The organism is Agrobacterium sp. lyk4-40-TYG-31 (genome assembly GCF_030209855.1).
Classification (GTDB): domain Bacteria; phylum Pseudomonadota; class Alphaproteobacteria; order Rhizobiales; family Rhizobiaceae; genus Agrobacterium; species Agrobacterium vaccinii.
Genome location: NZ_JARVRE010000019.1, coordinates 98,369 through 119,890 on the forward strand (window position 1 = coordinate 98,369; position 21,522 = coordinate 119,890).

The window sequence follows — 21,522 nt, forward strand, 5'->3', positions numbered from 1 at the left end:
GATGACGATGAGCGGAACGGTCTATCTGGTCGATGATGACTCGCAACTGCGCAAGGCCATGCGCCAGACACTGGAACTGCATGGCATCCATGTCACGCCGTTTCCGAAGGCGGAACTGGCTCTGGAAGCTTTGTCCAAAGACTTCGACGGAGTCGTGATCTCGGATGTGCGTATGCCCGGCATGGATGGACTTCAGTTTTTCGAACGACTGCGCCAGATCGATCCCGATCTGCCGGTCATTCTCATCACCGGCCACGGCGATGTGCCGATGGCGGTGGCCGCGCTCCATGACGGCGCCTATGATTTCATTTCCAAACCCTTTCCTGCCGAACGCATGGTGGAAAGCGCGCGCCGTGCGCTGGAAAAACGTCGCCTCGTCATGGAAAACCGTGCCCTGAAACTGGCGGCGGTGCAAGCGGAGGACGACCTTCCGCTGATCGGCCAGACACCCGCGATGGAGCGCCTGCGCAACACGCTACGCCATATTGCCGATACGGATGTCGATGTGCTGGTGGCTGGCGAGACCGGCAGCGGCAAGGAAGTGGTGGCAACGGCTCTTCACAATTGGAGCAAACGCCGCGCCAAGGGCAATTTCGTCGCGCTGAATTGCGGCGCCCTGCCGGAGACGGTGATCGAAAGCGAGCTCTTTGGCCATGAAGCCGGTGCTTTTACCGGCGCGCAGAAGAAACGCATTGGTCGCATCGAACATTCCAGCGGCGGAACGCTGTTTCTCGATGAAATTGAAAGCATGCCGCCCGCAGTGCAGGTGCGAATGCTGCGGGTTCTTGAGATGCGGCAGGTGTCCCCTGTCGGCTCGAATGAGGAGCGGCCCGTCGACATTCGCGTGGTGGCTGCCGCGAAGGTGGACCTCGGTGATCCACAGCAGCGCGGTGATTTTCGCGATGACCTCTATTACCGGCTGAACGTCGTGACTTTATCCATTCCGCCGTTGCGGGAGCGACGGGCGGATATTCCGCTGTTGTTCTCCCACTTCGTCAAGAAGGCTTCCACCCGCTTCGGCATGCCGGTGCCGTCGATTACCTCCACCGTGTCGCGCTACCTGAATGATCACGACTGGCCGGGCAATGTCCGAGAGCTTGGGCATTTTGCCGAAAGGGTTGTGCTTGGACTGGAAGCGACCTCAGAACCGGCTGTCGCGCCAGTCGCGCCGCGCGATGTCTCGGGCACGCTGGCCGAGAGAATGGATCGCGAAGAAGAAAACATCATTCGGGAGGTCTTGGAAAAGTTCGAAGGCGATGTTTCCGGCACGATTGCAGCGTTGGGCATCGCCCGCAAGACGTTCTACGACAAGCTTCAACGCCACAACATCAGCCGCACAGACTATGTTCAGAAAGGTGCGTAGAATAATGCCTCCTCAACGCCTGTCAGGCGATGAGGAGGCGATGCCGTTGCGCGATCAGCCTGCCACGCAGAAGTGGTTCTGGCCATCGTAACCCATGTAGGTTCCGGTGCGCGAATTGAAGCTGCCGTAACGCTGCGAGCAATAGTCGTACCAGGCATTCGTCCATGGCTCGATGGTGCGATATGTCGAGCGTGGCTGGTAGGTCGGGCGGGTGTCGTAAACCGGCTGGGCGCGGTAGACAGGCTGCGCACGATAGACCGGGCGAGGTGCCTGACGGTAGTAATAGTTGTCGTCGGGCTCGCTGTATGTGTAGCTCGGCTGATAGGTCTGGTACTGACGCACAGGCGGCTCGTCATACACGCGCTCGTCCGAATAGCGCGGCTGTGAAAGTGCCGAACCAACCGCCACACCGGCAGCAAGGCCAAGGACGCCACCCAGAAGCGCTGCGTCGCGGTCATGGCGGCGCCACTCGTCGGCAGATGCCGAATTGAGAGGGGCAAGGACTGTTGCGGAGACTGCAAGAGCCAGAAGTGTTTTTGCTGCGAAGGAAGCCATTTTCTTTTTCCATCCAGAAGGCGGCGGGCTGCCAGTTGTTATCTGATGGTTAAGAATTAGCTCTGGCTGGCTGAATGCGGGCTGAATGAATTAAGGCATCACCGTGACGGCATGAAAAGGGCAGAGCGCCCGTCAGCCAGCTGTGATCGTTTCAGGTGCAAAGGGCGCCATCATGCCGAGATAGGGTTTGTGGACCGGCGATGCATAGGCGCCGCGCTTTGCCGTCTTGAGCCCCAGTGTCACCAACCCTTCAGCATGCTTTACTGCCGCAGAAACGCCGTCTACCACGGGCACGCCAAATTCTTCGGAGAGCTTGGCAGCAAGGTCTGCCATACCAGCACAGCCCAGCACGATTGCGTCTGCTCTGTCGTCGCGGATGGCAGCGTCTATTTCGAAGCGCAGCCGTTCCAGCGCATCCGAATGGGGGTCTTCCAGCGAAAGCACCGGAATATCCGCAGCCCGGACCTCGGCTCGGTGGCCCATGCCGTAGCGATGGACGAGATGCTCCAGTGGCAGACGGGACCGTTCCATGGTGGTCACGACGGTGAATTTCTGCGCGATGAAAGACGCCGTCGCCACAGCCGCCTCGCAGATGCCGATCACCGGGATATGCGCAAGCGCCCGTGCGGCATCCAGCCCCGTATCATCGAAACAGGCGATGATGGCCGCCTGCGCACCCTCCCGCTCGCCCTTGGCGATTTCGGCCAGCAGGCCGGGGACGGCGAAGACCTCATCGTAATAGCCTTCGATGGAAACCGGGCCCATTTGCGATGTGGTGGCGATGATGTCAGTGCCATGGGCCGCAACGCTTCTTGCTGCCATGGCCACGGTTGCTGTCATGGATGCGGTGGTATTGGGATTGACGATGAGAATGCGCATGATGGCTTGTTCAGGCTTTCAACTGGCGTCTGTTCAGATACACGATGAGACCGAGGGTCGCCGCAATGACCAGCAGCGAGAAGAATGTGGTGACCGCACCCAGCGCGTAGAGAACCGGCGTGGTGACATTGGTCGTCATGCCGTAGATTTCCAGTGGCAGCGTATTGTAGGTGCCAGCCGTCATCAGCGTGCGGGCAAACTCGTCATAGGACAGCGTAAAGCCGAACAGGCCGATGCCGATCAGGCTGGGCGCTATCATCGGCAGGACGACCTCACGAAATGTCTGCCATGACGTGGCACCCAGATCACGCGCGGCCTCTTCATAGGACGGCGAAAAGCGGTTGAAGACGGCAAGCATGATCAGCACGCCGAAGGGCAGGGTCCATGTCAGATGTGCCCCGAAGGCGGAGGAGTACCACGAGGGCTCCAGACCGAGTTGCTGAAACAAAACGCCGATGCCCAGAGAGATGATGATCGATGGCACCACAAGGCTTGCGACGGAGAGATAAAACAGCGGTGTCGCGCCAACGAATTTGCGGCGAAACGCCAAGCCGGCCAGAAGAGAGACCAGCACGGTCGAGAGCATAACCATGATGCCCAGAGCAAAAGAGCGGCGGAACGAGCCACCGAAATCTCCGACCGCCTGCTGCTCAAACAAATTGCCGAACCAGTGCAGCGACACGCCGTTCAGCGGAAAGGTCAGGCCGCCATTCGGCCCCTGAAAGGCGAGGATGAGAATGGCCGAGAGCGGGCCGTAAAGAAACAGCACGAACAGCGCGAAGAAGAACGCCAGAATATAGAACTCGCGACCGCGTTTTTCAGAGTGCATGTCAAAGCTCCTTCCTGATATCGACGACGCGTAATATGCCAGCGACCATCAGCAGCACGAGTGCCAGCAGGATCACGGCATTGGCAGCGGCAGCAGGATATTGCAGCAACGACATCTGGTTCTTCATCATCAGCGCGACCGACGCGCTTTGCCCGCCGGACATGACCTGAACCGTCGAGAAGTCCGCCATGACAAGGGTGACGACGAAGATGGTGCCGATGGCAATTCCCGGTTTGGCGAGCGGAATGATGACGTTCCAGAGTATCTGCCAGCTCGTTGCGCCTGCGTCCCGTGCGGCCTCTACCAGCGATTTATCGATACGCATCAGCGTGTTGAAAATCGGCGTGACCATGAACAGCGTATAGAGATGCACCATGGCCAGCACCACGGCGAAATCGGAATAGAGCAGCCACTCCACCGGGGCCGGTACGATGCCCATATTGACCAGCGCGCTGTTCACCAACCCGTTTCGACCGAGCACCGGTATCCATGAAATCATGCGGATGATGTTGGAGGTCAGAAACGGCACGGTGCAGATGAGGAACAGCACCATTTGCATGGTGGTGGTGCGAATGTGGAACGCCAGGAAATAAGCAACCCAGAAGCCGCAAAACAGCGTGATGGCCCAGACGATGGCTGCGAACTTCAGCGTGTTGGCATAGGTCTGCCATGTCACCCATGATCCCAGCGTTTCCCCGTAGTTGAAGGTCACGAAGCCAGGATACATCTGGGCAAAGTCGTAATCCCAGAAACTGACGATGGCGATCATCAGGATCGGCAGGGCCAGAAAGAAACCGAGGATCAGGGCGAGCGGCGCTGCCTGCAGATAGGCGACGAGTTTCGGGGCAAGCGCAAAGCTGCGGCTTTTCTTGTCCGTCTTGTCACTGACGCCGATCAATCTCACCGTGACCATGGCCCGTCTCCTCGCTTTACTGGGAAAGGATGCGCGGAGATAAATCCGCGCATCCCGTTGTCGTCTTGAGGTGATCAGGCTGCGATGAACTCGTTCCAGCGGCGGACCATGTAGCGGTCTTCGTCCATCACGGAGTTCCAGCAGGCGACCTTGCCCATGCGCTCCTGGAAGGAGCCGCCATCGCGTACCGCACCGGCTTTTTCCATGATCTTGCCATCGGGAGCGATGATGTCGCCCTGCGCGGCCTTGCCCTCGACCCAGTAGCCCCACTCGTCTGCGGTCATGTGTTCCTTGGCCGTATCCATGGCGGCGGAGTAGTAACCCTGACGGTTGAGGTACGCGCCGACCCAGCCGGAGGTGTACCAGTTGATGTATTCATAGGCAGCATCCAGCTTCGCGCCGGACAGGTGCTTGGCAAGACCGAGGCCGCCGCCCCAAGAACGGTAACCTTCCTTCAGCGGCTGGTATTTGCAGGCGATGCCCTTGGAACGCACGGCGGCAACGGCAGGCGACCACATGGACTGGATGACGACTTCGCCGGATGCCATGAGGTTGACGCTTTCATCGAAGCTTTTCCAGAAGGCGCGGAACTGGCCGTCCTTCTTGGCCTTGATCAGGAAGTCGATCGTCTTGTCGATCTCTTCCTTGGTCATGTTGCCCTTGTCGGCATATTTGACGTTGCCCATGGCTTCCATGATCATCGCTGCATCCATGATGCCGATGGACGGAATGTTGAGGATCGATGCCTTACCCTTGAACGCGGGGTCCATGATATCGGCCCAGCTGGTGATCTCACGTCCGACGAGGTCAGGGCGAATGCCGAGCGTATCGGCATTGTAGATGGTCGGGACCATGGTGAAATAGTCCGTTTCGCCCTTGGCGAACTTCTTGTCGCCCGGCTTTTCCACGAAACCAACGGTGTGCGGCGCCGTGCCCTGGGCAATGACGCTGTCAGGCGTCAGCTTGCCGTTTTTGAACAGCGGTACGATCTTGTCGTAATATTTCAGCTTCTTGATTTCCATCGGCTGGATCACGCCTGCCGGATAGACCTTCTTGAGAATCCAGTATTCGATGTCGGCGATGTCGTAGGAGTTCGGCTGGGTTACGGCGCGCTGTGCGGCGGCATCCGAATCCGTTGCCGTCATTTCCAGCGTGATGCCGAGGTCCGCCTTGCACTTTTCAGCGATGGCATTGAGGTTCGATACGCCGGTGCCGAACTGGCGAAGCGTAATCGGGTTCTGCGCCCAGATGGTCGGGAAGCCGGTGATGAGGCCGGAGCCGATGGCGGCGCCGGTTGCTGCTGCGCCTGCCTTGAGAAGGCCACGACGGGACAGACCTTTTTTAATGCTGGATCGAGTGGTCATGAAAATTCTCCTCTGGTTGGTTTTTGTGGTTATTTTTCTATCCGTCCGAGCACGATGGCATCGGCCGCATTCCATGAAAGCGGTATGGCCTCCCCGACCTTGACGGGGTTCTCGAAGAAGGCGACATCGCTCAAAATCACGTTGAAGTCCTCGAAACCGGCTCCCGCCACGACGATCTTCACGCTGGCGCCGTGGTATTCGACGTTGGAGACGATGCCGGTGAAGCCAAGACCAGACACATCCGTTTCGCCAACACGGACGCGGTCCGTTCTGATCGCGATATCGACCGGGCCGCTATCCGGGGCATTGCCTGTGGCTATGAACGATCCGCCACCTGTGACATCCATCGTCAGGGTATCGCCCACAGTCTCTCTGACACGCCCGGAGATGACGTTGTGATTGCCCATGAAGCGTGCAACGAAGCCGGTCGCTGGGCGCTCAAATACCTCGCGCGGGGTTGCTGCCTGCTCGATGCGACCGTCATTCATGATGACGATGATATCGGCCAGCGCCATCGCCTCTTCCTGGCTGTGCGTGACGTGGACGAAGGTGATACCGAGCGATGTTTGCAGCTTCTTGAGCTCCGCCCGCATGCGAATTTTGAGAAATGGATCGAGTGCCGAGAGCGGCTCATCGAGGAGTAGCGCCTCAGGATCGGTGATCAGCGCCCGTGCCAACGCCACACGCTGCTGCTGGCCACCGGAAAGCTGGGCCGGTTTGCGATTGGCATAGGGGTCGAGCTGCATCAGTTGCAGCATTTCCATCGCCTTTGCGCGCCGTGCGTCTTTGTCGACCCCCTTCATCTTGAGGCTGAAAGCGACGTTGTCGATGAGGTCGAGATGGGGGAACAGCGCATAGGACTGGAACATCATCGCCGTGCCGCGTTTGGCGGGTGGAAAATCCGTGACCACCGTATTGCCCAGTCTGACATCTCCGCTCGAGATGGTCTCATGCCCAGCAATCATGCGCAAAGTCGAGGTCTTGCCGCAGCCGGAGGGGCCGAGCAGGCAGCAATAGCTACCCGCAGGAATTTTCAGGCTGATCGCATGCACAGCCGTCGTCGTGCCGTAGACTTTCGAAACGGAAGCGATGTCGATTTCGGCGGCTTTGCTCATGCGGGTTCCCCTGACTGTCCGCATATTCCTCTGCATAAGCCGTGCCAGTTCGATGAGCGCCCGATAAGATCATCAAATTAAAGGATATTTTGTCTGTCTGGAAAAAAGAAGAAGGTGATGACTGTCTGTTATGCCCAAAAAATATGCGATTGTTTTCGATGTTGCATAAGGATTGTATTCAATCTGATACCCGCCGTGCAGACGTTTTTTGTTTTCAGTTTTGCTGCTTCGATGTAAAAGACGAGGGGAATACGGATGCTGCCATGACCATTGCCCATATCACGCCCGAACTGGATGCCTCGCAGGAAGACCGTGCCCAGGCTATTCGCGATACGTTGCGGGACGCAATCGTGGACAGGCGGCTGGTTCCCGGCACGAAGCTGTCGGAGGCGGAAGTCGGCACGTTGTTCGATGTCAGCCGTACCGTCGTGCGCGCCGCCTTGCAGATGTTGGCCTTCGAAGGACTGGTCAAGACAGAGCGCAACCGCGGCGCTTTCGTGTCCAACCCGACGCCGGAAGAGGCGCGGCAGGTCTTTTCGTCGCGCAGGCTGATAGAACCGGGGATCGTCAATGCCGCCATCGAGCGCCTGACGCCTGCTATTATTGCTGACATCCGCGCGCATCTGGAAGAGGAAACCCGCCACCAGCACGCGCGCGGCCCTAGCGCCAGACGGGCGGAAATCAAGGCGTCGGGAGATTTTCACCTGATGTTGGCATCGGTCGCAGGCAACGCCATTCTGGAAAAATTCATGGCGGAACTTGTCGCCCGCTCTTCGCTCGTCATCGCGCTCTATGGTCGCTCGGGTGTTTCAAGCTGCGGACATGGTGACCACGCCTCCATACTCGACGCTTTGGAGGCGGGCGATGTCGAGAAGGCGAGAACGTTGATGCTGCACCACATCGACCACATCGAAGCTGATCTCGATCTGCGTAACAAGGAGGGCCTTGCCCTCAAGGATGCCCTCTCTCTTTAATATATCTTGGTTCGATGAAACATCAGCCGCAGCATGTGCGACTGATTACATCCTTATGCAGCGTACCGGCTGATTGCCAGATCTGCCGTCTCGATTTCCGGCATGTTGCCGCTGATGAGATCGGCCAGAACCCTCGCCGAGCCGCAGGCCATGGTCCAGCCAAGCGTGCCGTGACCAGTATTGAGATACAGGTTGCTGTAGCGGGTCGCGCCGATGACAGGCGTTCCATCCGGCGTCATCGGGCGCAGACCGCTCCAGAATTTCGCCTGAGACTGGTCACCTGCACCACCGAAAAGGTCCTCGATGGAGTGCGTCAGCGTTGCTTGGCGTTTTGCGGGCAAATCCTTACTGAAACCGGCGATTTCGGCCATGCCGCCAACGCGAATACGGTCGCCCAGACGCGTCATGGCAATCTTGTGCGCCTCGTCCATGACGGTCGAAACAGGCGCACGTGCGGCATCCATGATGGGAACGGTAATCGAATAGCCCTTGACCGGGTAGACCGGCAGATCGATACCGAGGCGCTTGAGGAATTGCGGCGTATAGCTGCCCATCGCGCCGATGAAAACATCCGCCTCGATGGTGCCCTTCGTCGTTTCCACGGCCTTGACGCGACTGCCTTCGGTGATGGGGCGGGTGATGGCAGTATCGTACATGAACGTGACGCCGGCCTGCTCAGCCAGCTTCGAAAGCTCGGTGGTGAACATAAAGCAATCGCCGGTTTCATCGCCGGGCAAGCGAAGGCCGCCGACGATCTTGTCTCGCGATCCCGAAAGGCCGGGCTCGATGGCCACACAGCCATCTCTGTCCAGAATTTCGTAGGGCACGCCGCCAGCCTTCAGCACGGCCACATCCTTGCCGATCCCATCGAACTGTTTCTGGGTGCGGAAGACTTCCAGTGTTCCCTGTGTGCGCTGATCGTACTGGATGCCGGTTTCCTCGCGCAGCGCCATCAGGCAGTCACGGCTGTATTCGGCAACCCGCACCATGCGGCTCTTGTTGATGGCGTAGCGCGATGAGGTGCAATTGCGCAGCATCTGGCCGATCCATTTCAAGGCAGCCGGGTCCAGCGTCGGGCGAATGATCAGCGGTGAGTGCTCCATGAACAGCCATTTCACGGCCTTCATCGGAATGCCGGGGGCCGCCCATGGTGAGGAATAACCGGGCGATACTTCACCGGCATTTGCAAAGCTCGTTTCGAGCGCTGCCGCAGGCTGGCGATCGATCACGGTTACGGAATGACCGGCTTTTGCCAGATACCAGGCGGACGTTACGCCGACGACACCGGCTCCGAGAATTACGATATTCATCTGCGTCTCACTCGTCTGCGTTTGTTGCGTTGCCAGTTGCGGCGGGCATATCTTGCTGAATGTAGGTACGTCGATAGCGGTGGCCGAGGCCCGTCAGGATTTCATAGGCGATTGTACCCGCATCTTCGGCAATGTCTTCCAGTGACTGATCCGGGCCGATCAATTGAACGAGGCTGCCATGGGTTAAAGTTCCCTCCGGCAGCGCGGAAATGTCGATGCTCATACTGTCCATGGACACGCGACCTGCAATCGGCAGGCGCACCCCATTGAAATAGGCGGCACCGCTGTTGCTCAACGAGCGTGGCAGGCCATCGGCATAACCGGCGGCCAATGTCGCCAGCCGGGTTTCACCCGTCGTGCGCAGCGAGCCGCCGTACCCCACCAGTGTCCCGGCAGGTACCGTACGCGTCTGCACAACGGCAACATCCAGCCGCACCACCGGCTTCATCGGGTTTGGTCGTACCGAGGAAGGCGCGCCGCCATAGAGCGCGATGCCCGGACGCATGACTGCGTTGTGGTAATCCGCGCTCAGAAAGATACCGCCTGAATTGGCGAAACAAACGGGTGCATCGGGAAACATCTGAATGGCCCTGCGCATCACGCTCAACTGGTCCGCATTGGCTGCGTGTTCAGGCTCATCCGCACAGGCCAGATGGCTCATGACGAAGGTGATGTCGATGCCATCCAGCAGGTGCGGCGATGTTTTCAGCGTTTCGAGTTCTTGCGGCGCCATGCCAAGGCGCGACATGCCGGTGTCGATCTGAAGGGCTGCGGGCAGGGGCTTGCCCAGGGCTGCCGCATGGCTCGCCCACTGCGCGAGCTGCTCAAGCGAGTTGATGACCGGTGTGATGTTCATGGCCGCGCAGGACGTTTCATTGCCCGGCTGCAAACCGTTCAGCACGAAGAGGGCGGCATCGCCCGGAATCCGCAACCGCAGTGCAAGGGCTTCATCGATATGCGCGACGAAGAAATGGCGGCACCCTGCATCGTAGAGCACCGGGGCGACGACATCCGCGCCAAGGCCATAGGCGTTGGCTTTGACCACCGCACTGGTCACGGCTCCGGGCGCCCTAGCTTTGAGGCTGAGGTAATTGTCTCGCAGAGCACCGAGGTCAATGGTCAGATAACCGCTGGCACCGCCGCTCGCCTTTTGGCGATTGATCGTCATGTCCATCGTCGTTCCCTTGTTATTTTCCAACAAGACTATTGCAACGATCATCGAATTTTCGCAGTTTAGACCATCGAATGTTTCAGAAGTTTCGATTTCACGCAATTTTCTACGACAAAACGGAATGATTTTATGTCGGCATTAGATGCTACCGATCGGCACATCATTCGTGTGCTTCGCCTCAATGCCCGCATCAGCAATGCGAAGCTTGCGGCAGAGGTGGGCCTGTCGCCTTCCGCATGCCTGCGGCGGGTCGACATTCTGGAGCGGGAAGGCGTTATCAGGGGCTATACGGCGCTGACCGGAAGCATGGCGGGCGGTGAGATGATTTCCGTCATCGTGCAGATCACGCTCGACCGGCAGACCGAGGATTTTCTCAACCGCTTCGAGAGCGCCGTGCGTCGCTACCCGGAAATTCGCGAGTGCTATCTGATGACTGGCGGTTCGGATTATTTCCTGCGGGTGGAGGTGGAAACCGCAGGCGATTTCGAGCGTGTCCATAAGGACGTATTATCAAAATTGCCCGGTGTTTCGCGCATCCATTCCAGCTTTGCCATCCGCAATGCGCTGGCAAGCCCCAAGCCACGGGGGTGAGTGATCAAGCGCTCCACCACCGATAAAAATGATGGACGGGCCCGTGCCCGTGGCCGACGCGCAAATCCCGGCCACCGGCCAGCGCACCTTGCAAATACTCCTTCGCCAAACCGATAGAATCTGCCAGCGAGACGCCGAGCGCCAGATGGGCTGTGATGGCGGAGGCTAGCGTGCAACCGGTGCCGTGATCATTGCTCGTCTCGATGCGCGGCATGGAGAATGTGTGGACAGTCTCGCCATCCAGCAGGATATCCGTGCTTTCAGCCCCGCTGCCGTGACCGCCCTTGATCAGCACCGCCCGCACTCCGGTGCGAAGAATGGCTTCCGCCTGACGGATTATCTCCTGCCTGTCCGTTGCGACCGGACTTGCGCTCAGTAGTGCCGCTTCCGGCAGATTGGGTGTTGCCAGCAGCGCGAGAGGAAGCAGGCGCAAGCGCAGGGTTTCAATCGCGTCTTCTTGCAACAGCCGGTCGCCCGATGTGGCGACCATCACCGTGTCCAGCACGATGGGCATGTGCTGGTTTGCGAGATTGATGGCGATGGTCTCGATGGTTTCGATGCGCGAGACCATGCCAATCTTGACGGCATTGATATCGAGATCGGAAAACACGGCCTTCATCTGCGCGGTGATCATACCCGCCGAGATGTCTTCGACAGCGGTCACGCCTTTGGTGTTTTGCGCGGTGATCGCGGTCAGCACGCTGGCGCCGTAGACCCCGAGGGCCGAAAATGTCTTGAGGTCGGCTTGAATGCCCGCACCGCCGCCGCTATCCGAACCGGCAATCGTCAAAGCAATGGATGTCATCGGCGCAACTCCAGTGCGGCATCGATTTCGTCACGAAAAGACTTTGTAGTCATTGCAATATCGGGGGTGCGGAACAGCGCCGAAATTACCGCGACGCCATCTGCCCCAGCGGCGATGACGGGCCGCACCCGTTCTAGCGTGATACCCGCGATGGCACCGACCGGCATTTCTGGACGTGCCTCTCTGAGATAGCTGCGCAACTGCCTGAGACCATCCAGCCCAACGGGTGCATCCGGGTTCACTTTGGAGATCGTTTCGAAAACACCGCCTACGCATGCGTAATCGGCGGGTGCCCGCGCCGCACGTTCGGCATCCGAGAGGCTCTTCACCGTCAGTCCGATAATCGAATCCGGCCCGAGCAAGCGCCTTGCCGTTTCGGCATCCATATCATCAGCACCCAGATGAACGCCATCCGCCCGCGACGCCTGCGCCACATCGACGCGATCATTGATGACGAGCGGAACGCCTGTCGGCTTCAAGGCATCTAGGATGCGTTTGGCCTGCTCTATCATAGCACGGGTTGTGGCCTGTTTGTCGCGGTACTGGATAATGGTTGCCCCATTGCGGGCCGCTGTACCCGCGAGATCCGCCAGCGGCGCGATGTCGGTCAACGAAGCATCCACCAGGGCGTTCAGCCGGTAGTCAACGGTCATCATGTTCAATCCTTGCATGGGCAATAATGTCTGCGGTGTCGATGGCGTTGAGTGCATCGAGAAAGGCGGCCTCGAAGGTGCCGGGTCCGTGCGCGTGTTCGGCTGCCAGTTGGGCCGATACGCCGGTGACTGTCAGCGCCGCCGTTGCCGCCAGCATCGCATCGGGCTCAACGGCCATGAAGGCGGCAATCACCCCGCCAGACAGGCATCCGGTGCCCGTAACCTTTGCCATCCACGGGTGGCCGTTCCTGATCGTTACCACGCGTGTAGTCTCGGCAAGCAGGTCTTGCGGACCTGTCTGAATGCGAAGGGCACTGCCGACATCGCCGATGACATCCATTTCCGCAGCGTTTCCACGCACGATCGTGGGCTTGAGTGCTATGAGTTCACGCGCGAAATCCAGCCGGGAGGGCGAGTAATCGCAGTGTACGGGGTCGATGATCCATGGCTTGCTCGCGGCATTCGCCACCTTGACCGCCATCCGAATAACGTCGCGGCGGGCAGCGTCCAGTGTCCCCAGATTGATGGTGAGAGCACCAACCTTGGCCACGAAGCTCTCGATTTCTTCCTGCGATGACGTCATGGAGGGAACCGCGCCCACGGCGGTGATGCCGTCTGCGGTAAACTTCTGCACGACGGTGTTCATCAGGCAGTGAACCCGTGGCCTTTGTTCGCGCACCCGCGACAGAACGCCCGCCACCTCTTGCGCCGTCGGAAATTTCGCCATGAGTATCGCACTCCAGATATGACATCGCGGAGACCCGGTTGTGACGAAGAAAAGAAAAGCATGGCCAAGGGGGCGACTGTTCCGTTCCTACGCCGGCATGACCCGGATCAGGTTCAAGGGTCCGGCTCAGCGCCATCTCAGCATCGTCAGATGCTCCCCTCGGAATGTCTGGAAGGTGTCGTGTTTTGCACCCGCTGTCAATGGGCGCAACAGGGGCGAAAACGTTGTTTCCGCCCGTCGATATCGGGTTCAGACGATCTGGACGACGACTTTTTCGCGTGCAGACTTCAGCGCCGCATCGGCTAGTTTCAACGCGATCAAGCCGTCATGGGCCGATGGTGACGGCACCACGTTGTTTTCGATGGCATCGATGAAAGCCCTGATTTCTGCGGCATAGGCTTCCGTGTAGCGTGTCATGAAGAAATCGTGCAGTGGCGGGCGCGTGTAGCCGTCCTTGGTGGCGATTTCGATGGAAACCGGGCGCTGGTTTTCGGCGGCGACGGAGCCCAGCGAACCGTGTACTTCGATACGCTGATCGTAACCATAGGTCGCGCGGCGCGAGTTGGAAATGATCGCCTGGCGTCCGCTGGCAGTGGTCAGAATGATGCTGGCGCTGTCGTAGTCGCCGAGTTCACCGATCTTCGGATCGACCAGCACGGACCCTGTCGCGAACACACTGACGATGTCTTCGCCCAGCAGGAAGCGGGCAATATCGAAATCATGGATGGTCATGTCGCGGAAAATGCCGCCTGATACCTTGATGTATTCGGGTGGCGGTGCGCCGGGATCGCGGCTGGTGATCGTCACCATCTCGACCTTGCCGATCTGGCCATCATCGATGGCCTTGCGAACGGCGCGGAAATGCGGATCGAAACGGCGGTTGAAGCCGAGCATGATCTTCGCGTCTGTTTCCTTGACTACCTCGATGCAGGCAGCGGCGCGGGCGACATCCAGATCGATAGGCTTCTCACAGAAGATCGCCTTGCCAGCGCGCGCGAACTGTTCGATCAGATCGGCATGCGTGTTGGTCGGTGTGCAGATGATGACGGCATTGATCTCTTTATCCGCCAGCACGGCATCGATGGTGCTGATCTTGCAGCCGGTCTCATCGGCAATCGCCTGCGCTGCGTCCTGAAAGTCATCGACAACGGCAACCAGTTTGGCGCGTTTATCGGCGGCAATCGCCTTGGCGTGCACTTTTCCGATGCGACCCGCACCCAGCAAAGCCAATCTCGTAACCATCGTTTTCCTCCCGATGTGAATGCTAGGGTCCGGTTACATCTGCCGTCTCGCGTGGAACGGCAACGTGCACCACGGACCCATTTGGAATATATGTTCCATCTTGCTAGTGCGCCATTTCATTTGTGTCAAGCCACCGACGAGCGGTCCTGCAGTGGCGTACAGGGCGGAAATTTCCGACCGCATATATCTACGTGGATGCAAGGGTTCAGGCGGTGTGGGCAAGTGCCGTTTAAAGTCAGTTTTCAGGCATGCCGGGAATGCGGTTGACCTCGATCATCTGCCGGATAGTCCGGTCCGCGACGCGTTCAGCACGGGCCTTGGACTGCTCCACATCTTCGGGGAACGTATAGGTCATGTAGGACAGGGATGTTTCGAGGTCGTTGTTGTTGTGACCGAGGATGGCTGCAAAGTAGCTGTTTTTCGTCACGCTCGATTGCGCAAAATTGCGATAGGCGATTTCCGCATAGAGATGGCGCAGGCCGTAGGGCTTCGGGGGCTCTTCCTTCGGCCAGATGTCCTCGAATTTGGCCATGACGGCGTCGCGCAGGGGCAGGCGCACTTCGGCTGTGAAATCATCGACATTGAGGCCGAGCCATAGCTTGCCATCGCTGCTGTTACGCAAGCGCTCATAGGCATCCAGAACGATTTTCGACTGTTCCAGCACCGGGATTTCATAGGTAACGCCAAATTTCGTGCCTTCGCCCTGCTTGGTCTTGGCCTGCCCATTGAACAGCACACTCCATTTGGAGACGCCTTTACCATAGGGCGCGGGCGTCAGTTCAGCCTGGGTGAAGATTTCATAGGGACGACGCCCAGTGGTTCCCATCAGGCCGATGGCGATCGTCATCGGGTCCGATGAGTGCAGATAACGCCGACAGCGTCTCATGACTTCGGCATAGTTTTCAAAAGTGATGAGCGATCCGTGCTTGGTGGCGATCTTCGCCATTTTTATCTTGCGGGCTTCGTCGTAAAGCTGAGGCGTACCAGCGGCGATGCGCAGCATGGGGTGGTCATCGCCGAAGGCTTCGCGAACGGCATTGCGGTATTTGGTGATATAGGAAATGACGGTCGCCTGCGCCTTGTCGCCCATGGATGCCATCTCGGCATCCCACAGAGCCTGCATCTCCTGTTTCGTCGTCAACCCGTTGGTGGCGGCGATGAAGTCCGACACGCGCAGCAGAAACCGGGGTTTGCGGCCTGCCATGTTGCTTTCGGCACGCTCCAGCTTCTCCTGAATGGAATTGGCAACCCCACGCAACGGGTATTCGACCGTTCGGATATAGGTGTCCAGCCGCTCCCGCAGTTTTTTCATGTTACAGATGGCAAGCGGTGTCGTCTTTGGCCCGAAGGCATCCTTGAGCGCGTATCTATATTTTACGATGTAAAGTTCGAGCGTCTTTTCCGTGCGGCCATTGTCGAAATGGAAGCGTACTTCTTCATTCCATAGGGCGCTGATCTTCTTGGGATCGAACGTGCCATCCGGCTTGCGCGTGAGCCTCACCTTCTCGATGAAATCCGCGATACGCTCGACCAACACCGGTGTTTTTGTTTTTCTTTTTTCGGCCACGGACATCGTCAGCTCCAGCAATATGATTCGCTTTTAGAAAAGTATATTTTATATACATCACTCAAGGGCATTGTTGACTGCGTTTTTTACGCGAATGGGTCCGTAGGCGAGTTCGCGGGCTGCGTGAACCAGTGCGCGCCATCGCTGTCCATATAAATATGGTCTTCAAGGCGAATGCCAAAACGATCGGGATGCACGAGCATGGGTTCGTTGGAAAAACACATGCCCTGCGCAAGCGGGGTGGTGTTTCCGCGCACGATATAGGGAGCCTCGTGAATTTCCAGCCCAAGCCCGTGACCGGCGCGATGGGGCAGGCCCGGAAGCTGATAATCCGGGCCCAGACCGTGCCCGGCCATGATACGGCGGGCGGCGTCATCAAGTGCACCGCATGGCGTGCCGAGCTTGGCGGCGTCGAAAACCGCCTGCTGCGCCTCGCGCTCGATGGCCCAGGCCTTTGCGAAATCCGGCGATGGTTCGTCGATCATGTATGTCCGCGTCAGATCGGAATGGTAGCCATCGATGCGCGTGCCGGTGTCGACAAGGATCGCGTCTCCGGGCTGCAAAATCTGGTCGCCATCCGCACCATGCGGCAGGGACGTGGCGGTACCGAAGGACACGATGCAGAAAGACGAGCCGCCTTCGCCGCCGAGTGCCAGATGCTGCTCATCGATGAAGCGCACGACCTCGGATGCGCGGATGCCATGCTTCATGATGCCATGCGCCCGCTTCTGCACGTCGAGCGTCAGGTTCATGGCATACTGGATGATGGCGATTTCAGTCGATGATTTGCAAGCGCGCAGGCTGCCAATCATCGGCCCGCCATCGCAAAGCCGGTCCTGACCCAGTTCTCTGGCAAGGCTATGATAGATGAAGAGCGGCAGCGCGTCGTCGAGTGCGACACGGCCAGTGGCGCCGACCAAGGAGGCGACCAGTGCGGCGGGGCGCTCCTCTTCCTGCCAGACATGAACCTCGCCATCGAGATGGGGCAGGGTATCTACACGGCTTTTTTCAAAACCGGGCACGACATAATGCAGCGCATCCTGCGTAACGACGGCGCCCAGCAGACGTTCGCTCTGATGCCAGACGAGACCGGTGAAATAGCGCAGGCTTTCAGACGAACCCAGAAGCAGAGCGCTGACGCCTTGCTCCTCCATCAGGCGGCGCAGGCGATCCAGCCGCTGCTTGCGTTCCGCATCGCCAATCAGGTCCGGCTTCATTCCCAGGAGCATCGTCGTTCTTTCTCTGTCATCGCACGGGGATGGAATACAGAAATGCTGCCTTGTATTCAATATGTCGACAGAATATTGAGCGAAGAGTTTTAGGGTTGCAGACGCTTCTTCAGGGAGGCCACGATCCGTTTCGTCAGCGCTTCGTAGTCCTCATCGAAGTGGTGGCCGCCGTCGATGCCGATGATCTCGGCGCCTTTGTCCTTCAATGCCGGGCAGGCAGCATCTTCATCATCTGTGCCGTAGACACACTGAACGATTTTCGGATCGACCTTCTCCAGATCGGTGACGGGGTCCTGCGTGCCGGAGCCGGAGACGCCAAGCCAGCCACCCACCGAAATCTCGTAGGAGACCTCATGGGACAGGGACAGCAGGCTCATTTGGACGACGCGGCTTTTATCTTTTTCCGGCAACAGGTTGTAGGTCACGGGAATAACGTCGGCACCGAAGGAATAACCGATCAGCACAACGTTCTTGACCTTCCACTCCTTGCGGTATGTATCGATGATGCGGGACAGATCATCGGCGATGTCCTGAGGCTTTTTCTCGGACCAGAAGTAACGCAGCGAGTCCACGCCGATTGTCGGCACGCCGTCCTGCTGCAGGAAACTGCCGACGTCCTTGTCCAGATCGCGCCAGCCACCATCGCCGGAATATATGATCGCCATCGTATCCATGGTTGGCTTTGCTTCCAGCACGGTCAGTGGCAAACCAAGGGGGTTGTCCGTATTTCCGGCGGCATCTATGCGATCCTGCAAGGCTTCCGCAAGCGCTGCCTGCGGCTCGTCGGTAACGTCCTTGATGTCGATGTCGGAATGGGATTTGAGCAGTTCTTCGACATACGCGCGACCTTTGGCATCGGCCTTGGGCGTGAAGACAACGCTAACGGGCGCGGGCAGGGCACCGTCGGTCAGGCCGTAAATCGTGCGGTTGCCGTCTTTCTGCTTGGTGGCGGGGGTGCAGAGGATCTTTTCAAGCGGAATACCCGCAACAGGATCGACTGCCACGGCCTCGCCGATGGTGGCCGCAGGGCTTTGCGCAATCATGGCAAGCGCAAGCGTCGCGCCATCACCCATACCTGCGATAATCGGCGGTCGGTAGTTGGAGACATTGGCCTTGCGCTGAATTTCCTGCGCCAGTTCCTCGATGTCGGAGATCATATAAACGCAGTCGTCATCGTCGGCTTCAAGGGCCGCCATATATTTCGGAAAATCGATGCCGACGACTGCCGCACCCTTTTCCACCAGCGCTTCGGCCTCGGTCTGTTCCTGCTCACCCCAGCCGCTCTGGCCGGAGATGAGAAAAATATTGGCGGCCACATCGCCATCCGGCAGCATGATGTGATCGGGCGGTATCATGCCTGTCTGAAAACCGTTGGCGTCCTGTGCCGACACTGAAAATGGAATGGAAAGTGTCGCTGCTATCAACGCTGCTTTCAGATATGTCAGGCCTGTCATTTACCAATCACTCCTCTGACGCCGCCGCTGATGAGAACGGTTGCGTCCATAAGCGCCAATGCGGCGCTGGTACCGTTGGAAACCGCGACATAGCGTGGTTCCCATTTCGGGTGAAACTTAGACTTGAACGCTCTTAATCCCTTGAAATTATAAAAACGTTCGCCGTGTTCAAACAAAGTTCCGCCTATCCGGTCCCAGACCGGCGCAGCTTCACGCTTCGACATGCCGGAAAGCGGGGCCATCCCAAGGTTGAAATAGGAGTAACCCTGTTCGCGCATATATTCAATAATGCTGACGAACAGAAAGTCCATCGCCCCACGCGGTGCATCGGGTGAGAAGCGCATGAGATCGACGGTGACCTCCTGCTTCGTCTCCGTCATCAAAAGGTTGGCGAAAGCCGTGATCTGACCATCCTTGTAAAGGACGGCAACCGGCTGAGACAGGATGTAGTCCTTCTCGAAAGACCCCAGGGAGAACGTCTTTTCACGGGTATTGTGGTGCGCAAGCCATGATTCCGAGACGCGTTTGAGGTCCTCGTAGACCTCTGGAACCTGCGGCGTGTCGATGACCGAGAAGGTCAGACCATCGCGGGCGCCACGGCTGAGCGACTGTCGCAGATTGGCCAGCTTGCCGCCCTTCAGTTCGAACTTGGTGAGATCAACCATGGCCAGTTCGCCAAGCTTGAAGGCGCGCAGACCGGCATCGGCGCAATAGGTCAGAATGGCAGGCGAAATCTGGTAGAATACCGCGCGGCCACCGGAAGAGCGTGCCGTTTCCACGAACTGCCAGACGAGATCGGCGAAGTCCTTTTCGTCGCCGACGGGATCGGCAAGGGCAATCCAGGAGCGGCCACGAATGCCGTACATGATGAAGGCGTTGCCGCTTTCCGACAGCATGACGTGCTTGTCACCCATGCGGACGAGATTGGCGTCGGCAACATCCTGCTTCTGGACGATAGCAGTGGCTTTTTCGACATCATCAGGGTGGATTTCGTCCGGTTTGTAGATGACCGGGCGCAGCAGGCTGAAAATCGCAACCGTGGACGACGCAAGAACCAGCCCCAGAAGCGCGCGCAGGCTTCGTGGTGCTTCCTCGGAAAACTCGAACTGCCACCAGAGCGTCTGGCTGTAATCCGTATCGCGGTAGACGAAGAACAGAATGGTGGCGGCACCAGCGACGATGACGGCCATGGCGGCAAGCCATGTGGGCCCGAGCGCCTGGCGCAACAGCGAGGCGTGACGTGTGAAGCTTCGGATATTGAAGAACAGCGCAACGATGAAAATGCCGAGGAAAATCGCCTCGAAAACCGCGATGGCCTTGATCAGGGACAGGAACAAACCACCGGCAGCCGCCACGAGTGCTACCCACCATGCGCCATCGAGACGCTGGCTCAGCCCGCGTGAGGCAACCACAAGCACGAGACCGAGGATACTCGACAGAAAGTGCGCGGCCTCGATGATCGGCAGCGGAACGAAGCCGGACAGGAAGTCCAGGTTGCTGTCTGGTGTTGGCGTCACGCTCGAGAAAATCAGCATGGTGCCGAGAATGAGGGCGTAGGCCGATAGCAGAGAGGGCGCAAGGCGTCCGGCCAGATTGCCGATATCGGCCATGACAGGCTTGGAGGCAAACTGCTTCATCTCCGTTGCCAGCATCAGCATGATGGCGACGAGAAGCGGTAGGACGTGGTAGATCATGCGATACAGCACGAGGCCGCCGAGAAGCTGATCGAGGCTGATGGCATTGCCAAGGCCTGCGACCATGACCGTTTCGAACACGCCGAGACCCGCCGGAACGTGGCTGAGAACGCCAAGGCCCACCGCCGTTGCATAGATCGCGAAAAAGCTTGGCCAGCCGACATTCGTCTCTGGCAGCAGCACGTAGAGCACCGAGGCCGACGCCGCGATATCGAGAGCGGACACCAGAAACTGGCGGGATGACGTTCTGCTATCGGGAAGGCGAAGCTTCAGGCGCTTGATTTGAAGCACGCGTCCATTGCGGCCCAGAAACATCAGTGCGGCCATGATGCAGATGACGACCAGTGCGGCACCCCGCAACCAGATGGCATCCACGCCGATGATGGCGGCTACGCGCGGCGCAACGATAAGGGTTGACAGGGCGCTGACGGCCAGCAAGCCGAGACCGAAGGACAGGGTGACGAAAGCGATGATGCGCGCAATATCCGAAGGCGTCAGCCCCATGCGCGAATAGGCACGGAAGCGGATGGCACCGCCGCTGAGCGGCCCGAAGCCCGCCGTGTTGCCCACGGCATAGGCGATGAAGGCGGTGGCAATGACCGACGGTGTCGGGACCTTTTTGCCGATATATTCGATGGCGTTGGCGTCGTAACAGATCAGTGCTGCGAAGCTGAGCCCCGTAAACAGGATGGCCAGTGCAACCGCGCGCCAGCTGGTATCAGCCAGTGCATCGACGATGTCGTCATAGCGCACTTCCGATGTCAGCTTGTAGATGGTGAAGGTCATCATCACGAAGACGATCGTCACCGCAATGGATGTGATATGCGGCCTGTACCGCTCGAAAAAGCCTTCAAGACCGGCTTCGGCCTCTTCGATCTGCGCTACGTCTGTCTTCTCTGTCATAGGCTTTTCCACAGGATCAGATTGCTTTTTGCGAACCACAACATTTTGACGCTAGTTCGTTGTGTTTTCACAAATACGAAGATTTGATTTTTATTTCATAAATTCGTTGAATGATCGGCGCGGCGACGCAGCAACCGGTCAAGTTGCGTCGGTTTGATCCTGCATGGACATGAAAGCAATATAC

General features: G+C 58.5%; 19 protein-coding genes and 1 riboswitch. Of the genes, 3 read left to right on the top strand and 16 right to left on the bottom strand.

Annotation, left to right across the window (positions count from 1 at the left end; genetic code table 11):
* Position 1 precedes the first annotated feature (1 nt).
* Positions 2-1,363: a sigma-54-dependent transcriptional regulator gene (locus QRN55_RS22970; RefSeq protein WP_284778414.1), complete on the top strand. Its 1,362-nt coding sequence runs from the start codon at positions 2-4 to the stop codon at positions 1,361-1,363.
* Positions 1,364-1,417: 54 nt separating this feature from the next.
* On the opposite strand, the gene QRN55_RS22975 is transcribed toward QRN55_RS22970, so the two are convergent.
* From QRN55_RS22975 to QRN55_RS23000, 6 genes are all read right to left on the bottom strand, one after another.
* The gene (locus QRN55_RS22975) at positions 1,418-1,918 is read right to left on the bottom strand and encodes a BA14K family protein (RefSeq protein ID WP_284778415.1); all 501 of its coding nucleotides are present in this window, start codon (positions 1,916-1,918) and stop codon (positions 1,418-1,420) included.
* Positions 1,919-2,050: 132 nt separating this feature from the next.
* On the bottom strand, positions 2,051-2,797 hold the full coding sequence (locus QRN55_RS22980) for an aspartate/glutamate racemase family protein (RefSeq protein ID WP_284778416.1): 747 nt from the start codon (positions 2,795-2,797) through the stop codon (positions 2,051-2,053).
* Between the two features lie 10 nt (positions 2,798-2,807).
* Positions 2,808-3,626 (bottom strand): ABC transporter permease, encoded by an 819-nt coding sequence (locus QRN55_RS22985; RefSeq protein WP_111841874.1) that lies wholly within the window; start codon positions 3,624-3,626, stop codon positions 2,808-2,810.
* A 1-nt stretch (position 3,627) separates the two neighbouring features.
* A complete protein-coding gene (locus QRN55_RS22990) occupies positions 3,628-4,539 on the bottom strand; it encodes an ABC transporter permease (protein WP_284778417.1) in 912 nt (303 codons plus the stop codon).
* Between the two features lie 74 nt (positions 4,540-4,613).
* Positions 4,614-5,903 carry an ABC transporter substrate-binding protein gene (locus QRN55_RS22995; protein ID WP_233124789.1) on the bottom strand — a complete coding sequence of 430 codons (1,290 nt, stop codon included), beginning with the start codon at positions 5,901-5,903 and terminating at the stop codon, positions 4,614-4,616.
* Between the two features lie 29 nt (positions 5,904-5,932).
* Positions 5,933-7,018, bottom strand: coding sequence for an ABC transporter ATP-binding protein (locus QRN55_RS23000; RefSeq protein WP_284778418.1), 1,086 nt, complete (start codon positions 7,016-7,018; stop codon positions 5,933-5,935).
* A 263-nt stretch (positions 7,019-7,281) separates the two neighbouring features.
* Here QRN55_RS23000 and QRN55_RS23005 point away from each other — a divergent pair, with 263 nt between their 5' ends.
* Complete coding sequence (locus tag QRN55_RS23005) at positions 7,282-7,992, top strand: GntR family transcriptional regulator (protein WP_284778419.1); 711 nt, start codon at positions 7,282-7,284, stop codon at positions 7,990-7,992.
* Positions 7,993-8,045: 53 nt separating this feature from the next.
* On the opposite strand, the gene QRN55_RS23010 is transcribed toward QRN55_RS23005, so the two are convergent.
* Together QRN55_RS23010 and alr are read right to left on the bottom strand one after the other, a co-directional pair.
* Complete coding sequence (locus QRN55_RS23010; protein ID WP_284778420.1) at positions 8,046-9,302, bottom strand: D-amino acid dehydrogenase; 1,257 nt, start codon at positions 9,300-9,302, stop codon at positions 8,046-8,048.
* A 7-nt stretch (positions 9,303-9,309) separates the two neighbouring features.
* A complete protein-coding gene (gene alr, locus QRN55_RS23015) occupies positions 9,310-10,476 on the bottom strand; it encodes an alanine racemase (RefSeq protein ID WP_284778497.1) in 1,167 nt (388 codons plus the stop codon).
* Positions 10,477-10,602: 126 nt separating this feature from the next.
* Here alr and QRN55_RS23020 point away from each other — a divergent pair, with 126 nt between their 5' ends.
* Positions 10,603-11,064, top strand: coding sequence for an Lrp/AsnC family transcriptional regulator (locus QRN55_RS23020; RefSeq protein WP_284778421.1), 462 nt, complete (start codon positions 10,603-10,605; stop codon positions 11,062-11,064).
* A gap of 4 nt (positions 11,065-11,068) precedes the next feature.
* Here the strand turns inward: QRN55_RS23020 and thiD are convergent, their stop codons facing one another.
* The 8 genes from thiD to mprF all read right to left on the bottom strand — a co-directional run bounded on the left by thiD (position 11,069) and on the right by mprF (position 21,338).
* Positions 11,069-11,869, bottom strand: a complete 801-nt coding sequence (gene thiD / locus QRN55_RS23025) for a bifunctional hydroxymethylpyrimidine kinase/phosphomethylpyrimidine kinase (RefSeq protein ID WP_284778423.1) — start codon at positions 11,867-11,869, stop codon at positions 11,069-11,071.
* The gene (gene thiE, locus QRN55_RS23030; RefSeq protein WP_284778424.1) at positions 11,866-12,525 is read right to left on the bottom strand and encodes a thiamine phosphate synthase; all 660 of its coding nucleotides are present in this window, start codon (positions 12,523-12,525) and stop codon (positions 11,866-11,868) included. The genes thiD and thiE overlap by 4 nt, the downstream gene beginning before the upstream one ends.
* Positions 12,512-13,249 (bottom strand): hydroxyethylthiazole kinase, encoded by a 738-nt coding sequence (locus tag QRN55_RS23035; RefSeq protein ID WP_284778425.1) that lies wholly within the window; start codon positions 13,247-13,249, stop codon positions 12,512-12,514. The genes thiE and QRN55_RS23035 overlap by 14 nt, the downstream gene beginning before the upstream one ends.
* Positions 13,250-13,316: 67 nt before the next feature.
* Positions 13,317-13,419, bottom strand: a riboswitch (TPP riboswitch).
* 79 nt (positions 13,420-13,498) lie between these two features.
* Entirely contained in the window at positions 13,499-14,491 is a 993-nt protein-coding gene (gene iolG, locus QRN55_RS23040) for an inositol 2-dehydrogenase (protein WP_284778426.1), read from the bottom strand.
* A gap of 235 nt (positions 14,492-14,726) precedes the next feature.
* Positions 14,727-16,064 carry a telomere resolvase TelA gene (gene telA / locus QRN55_RS23045; protein WP_284778427.1) on the bottom strand — a complete coding sequence of 446 codons (1,338 nt, stop codon included), beginning with the start codon at positions 16,062-16,064 and terminating at the stop codon, positions 14,727-14,729.
* An 80-nt stretch (positions 16,065-16,144) separates the two neighbouring features.
* Positions 16,145-17,287, bottom strand: coding sequence for a M24 family metallopeptidase (locus QRN55_RS23050; RefSeq protein ID WP_284778428.1), 1,143 nt, complete (start codon positions 17,285-17,287; stop codon positions 16,145-16,147).
* Positions 17,288-17,376: 89 nt separating this feature from the next.
* Complete coding sequence (locus tag QRN55_RS23055; RefSeq protein WP_284778429.1) at positions 17,377-18,741, bottom strand: AcvB/VirJ family lysyl-phosphatidylglycerol hydrolase; 1,365 nt, start codon at positions 18,739-18,741, stop codon at positions 17,377-17,379.
* Entirely contained in the window at positions 18,738-21,338 is a 2,601-nt protein-coding gene (gene mprF / locus QRN55_RS23060; protein ID WP_111841491.1) for a bifunctional lysylphosphatidylglycerol flippase/synthetase MprF, read from the bottom strand. The genes QRN55_RS23055 and mprF overlap by 4 nt, the downstream gene beginning before the upstream one ends.
* Positions 21,339-21,522 lie beyond the last annotated feature (184 nt).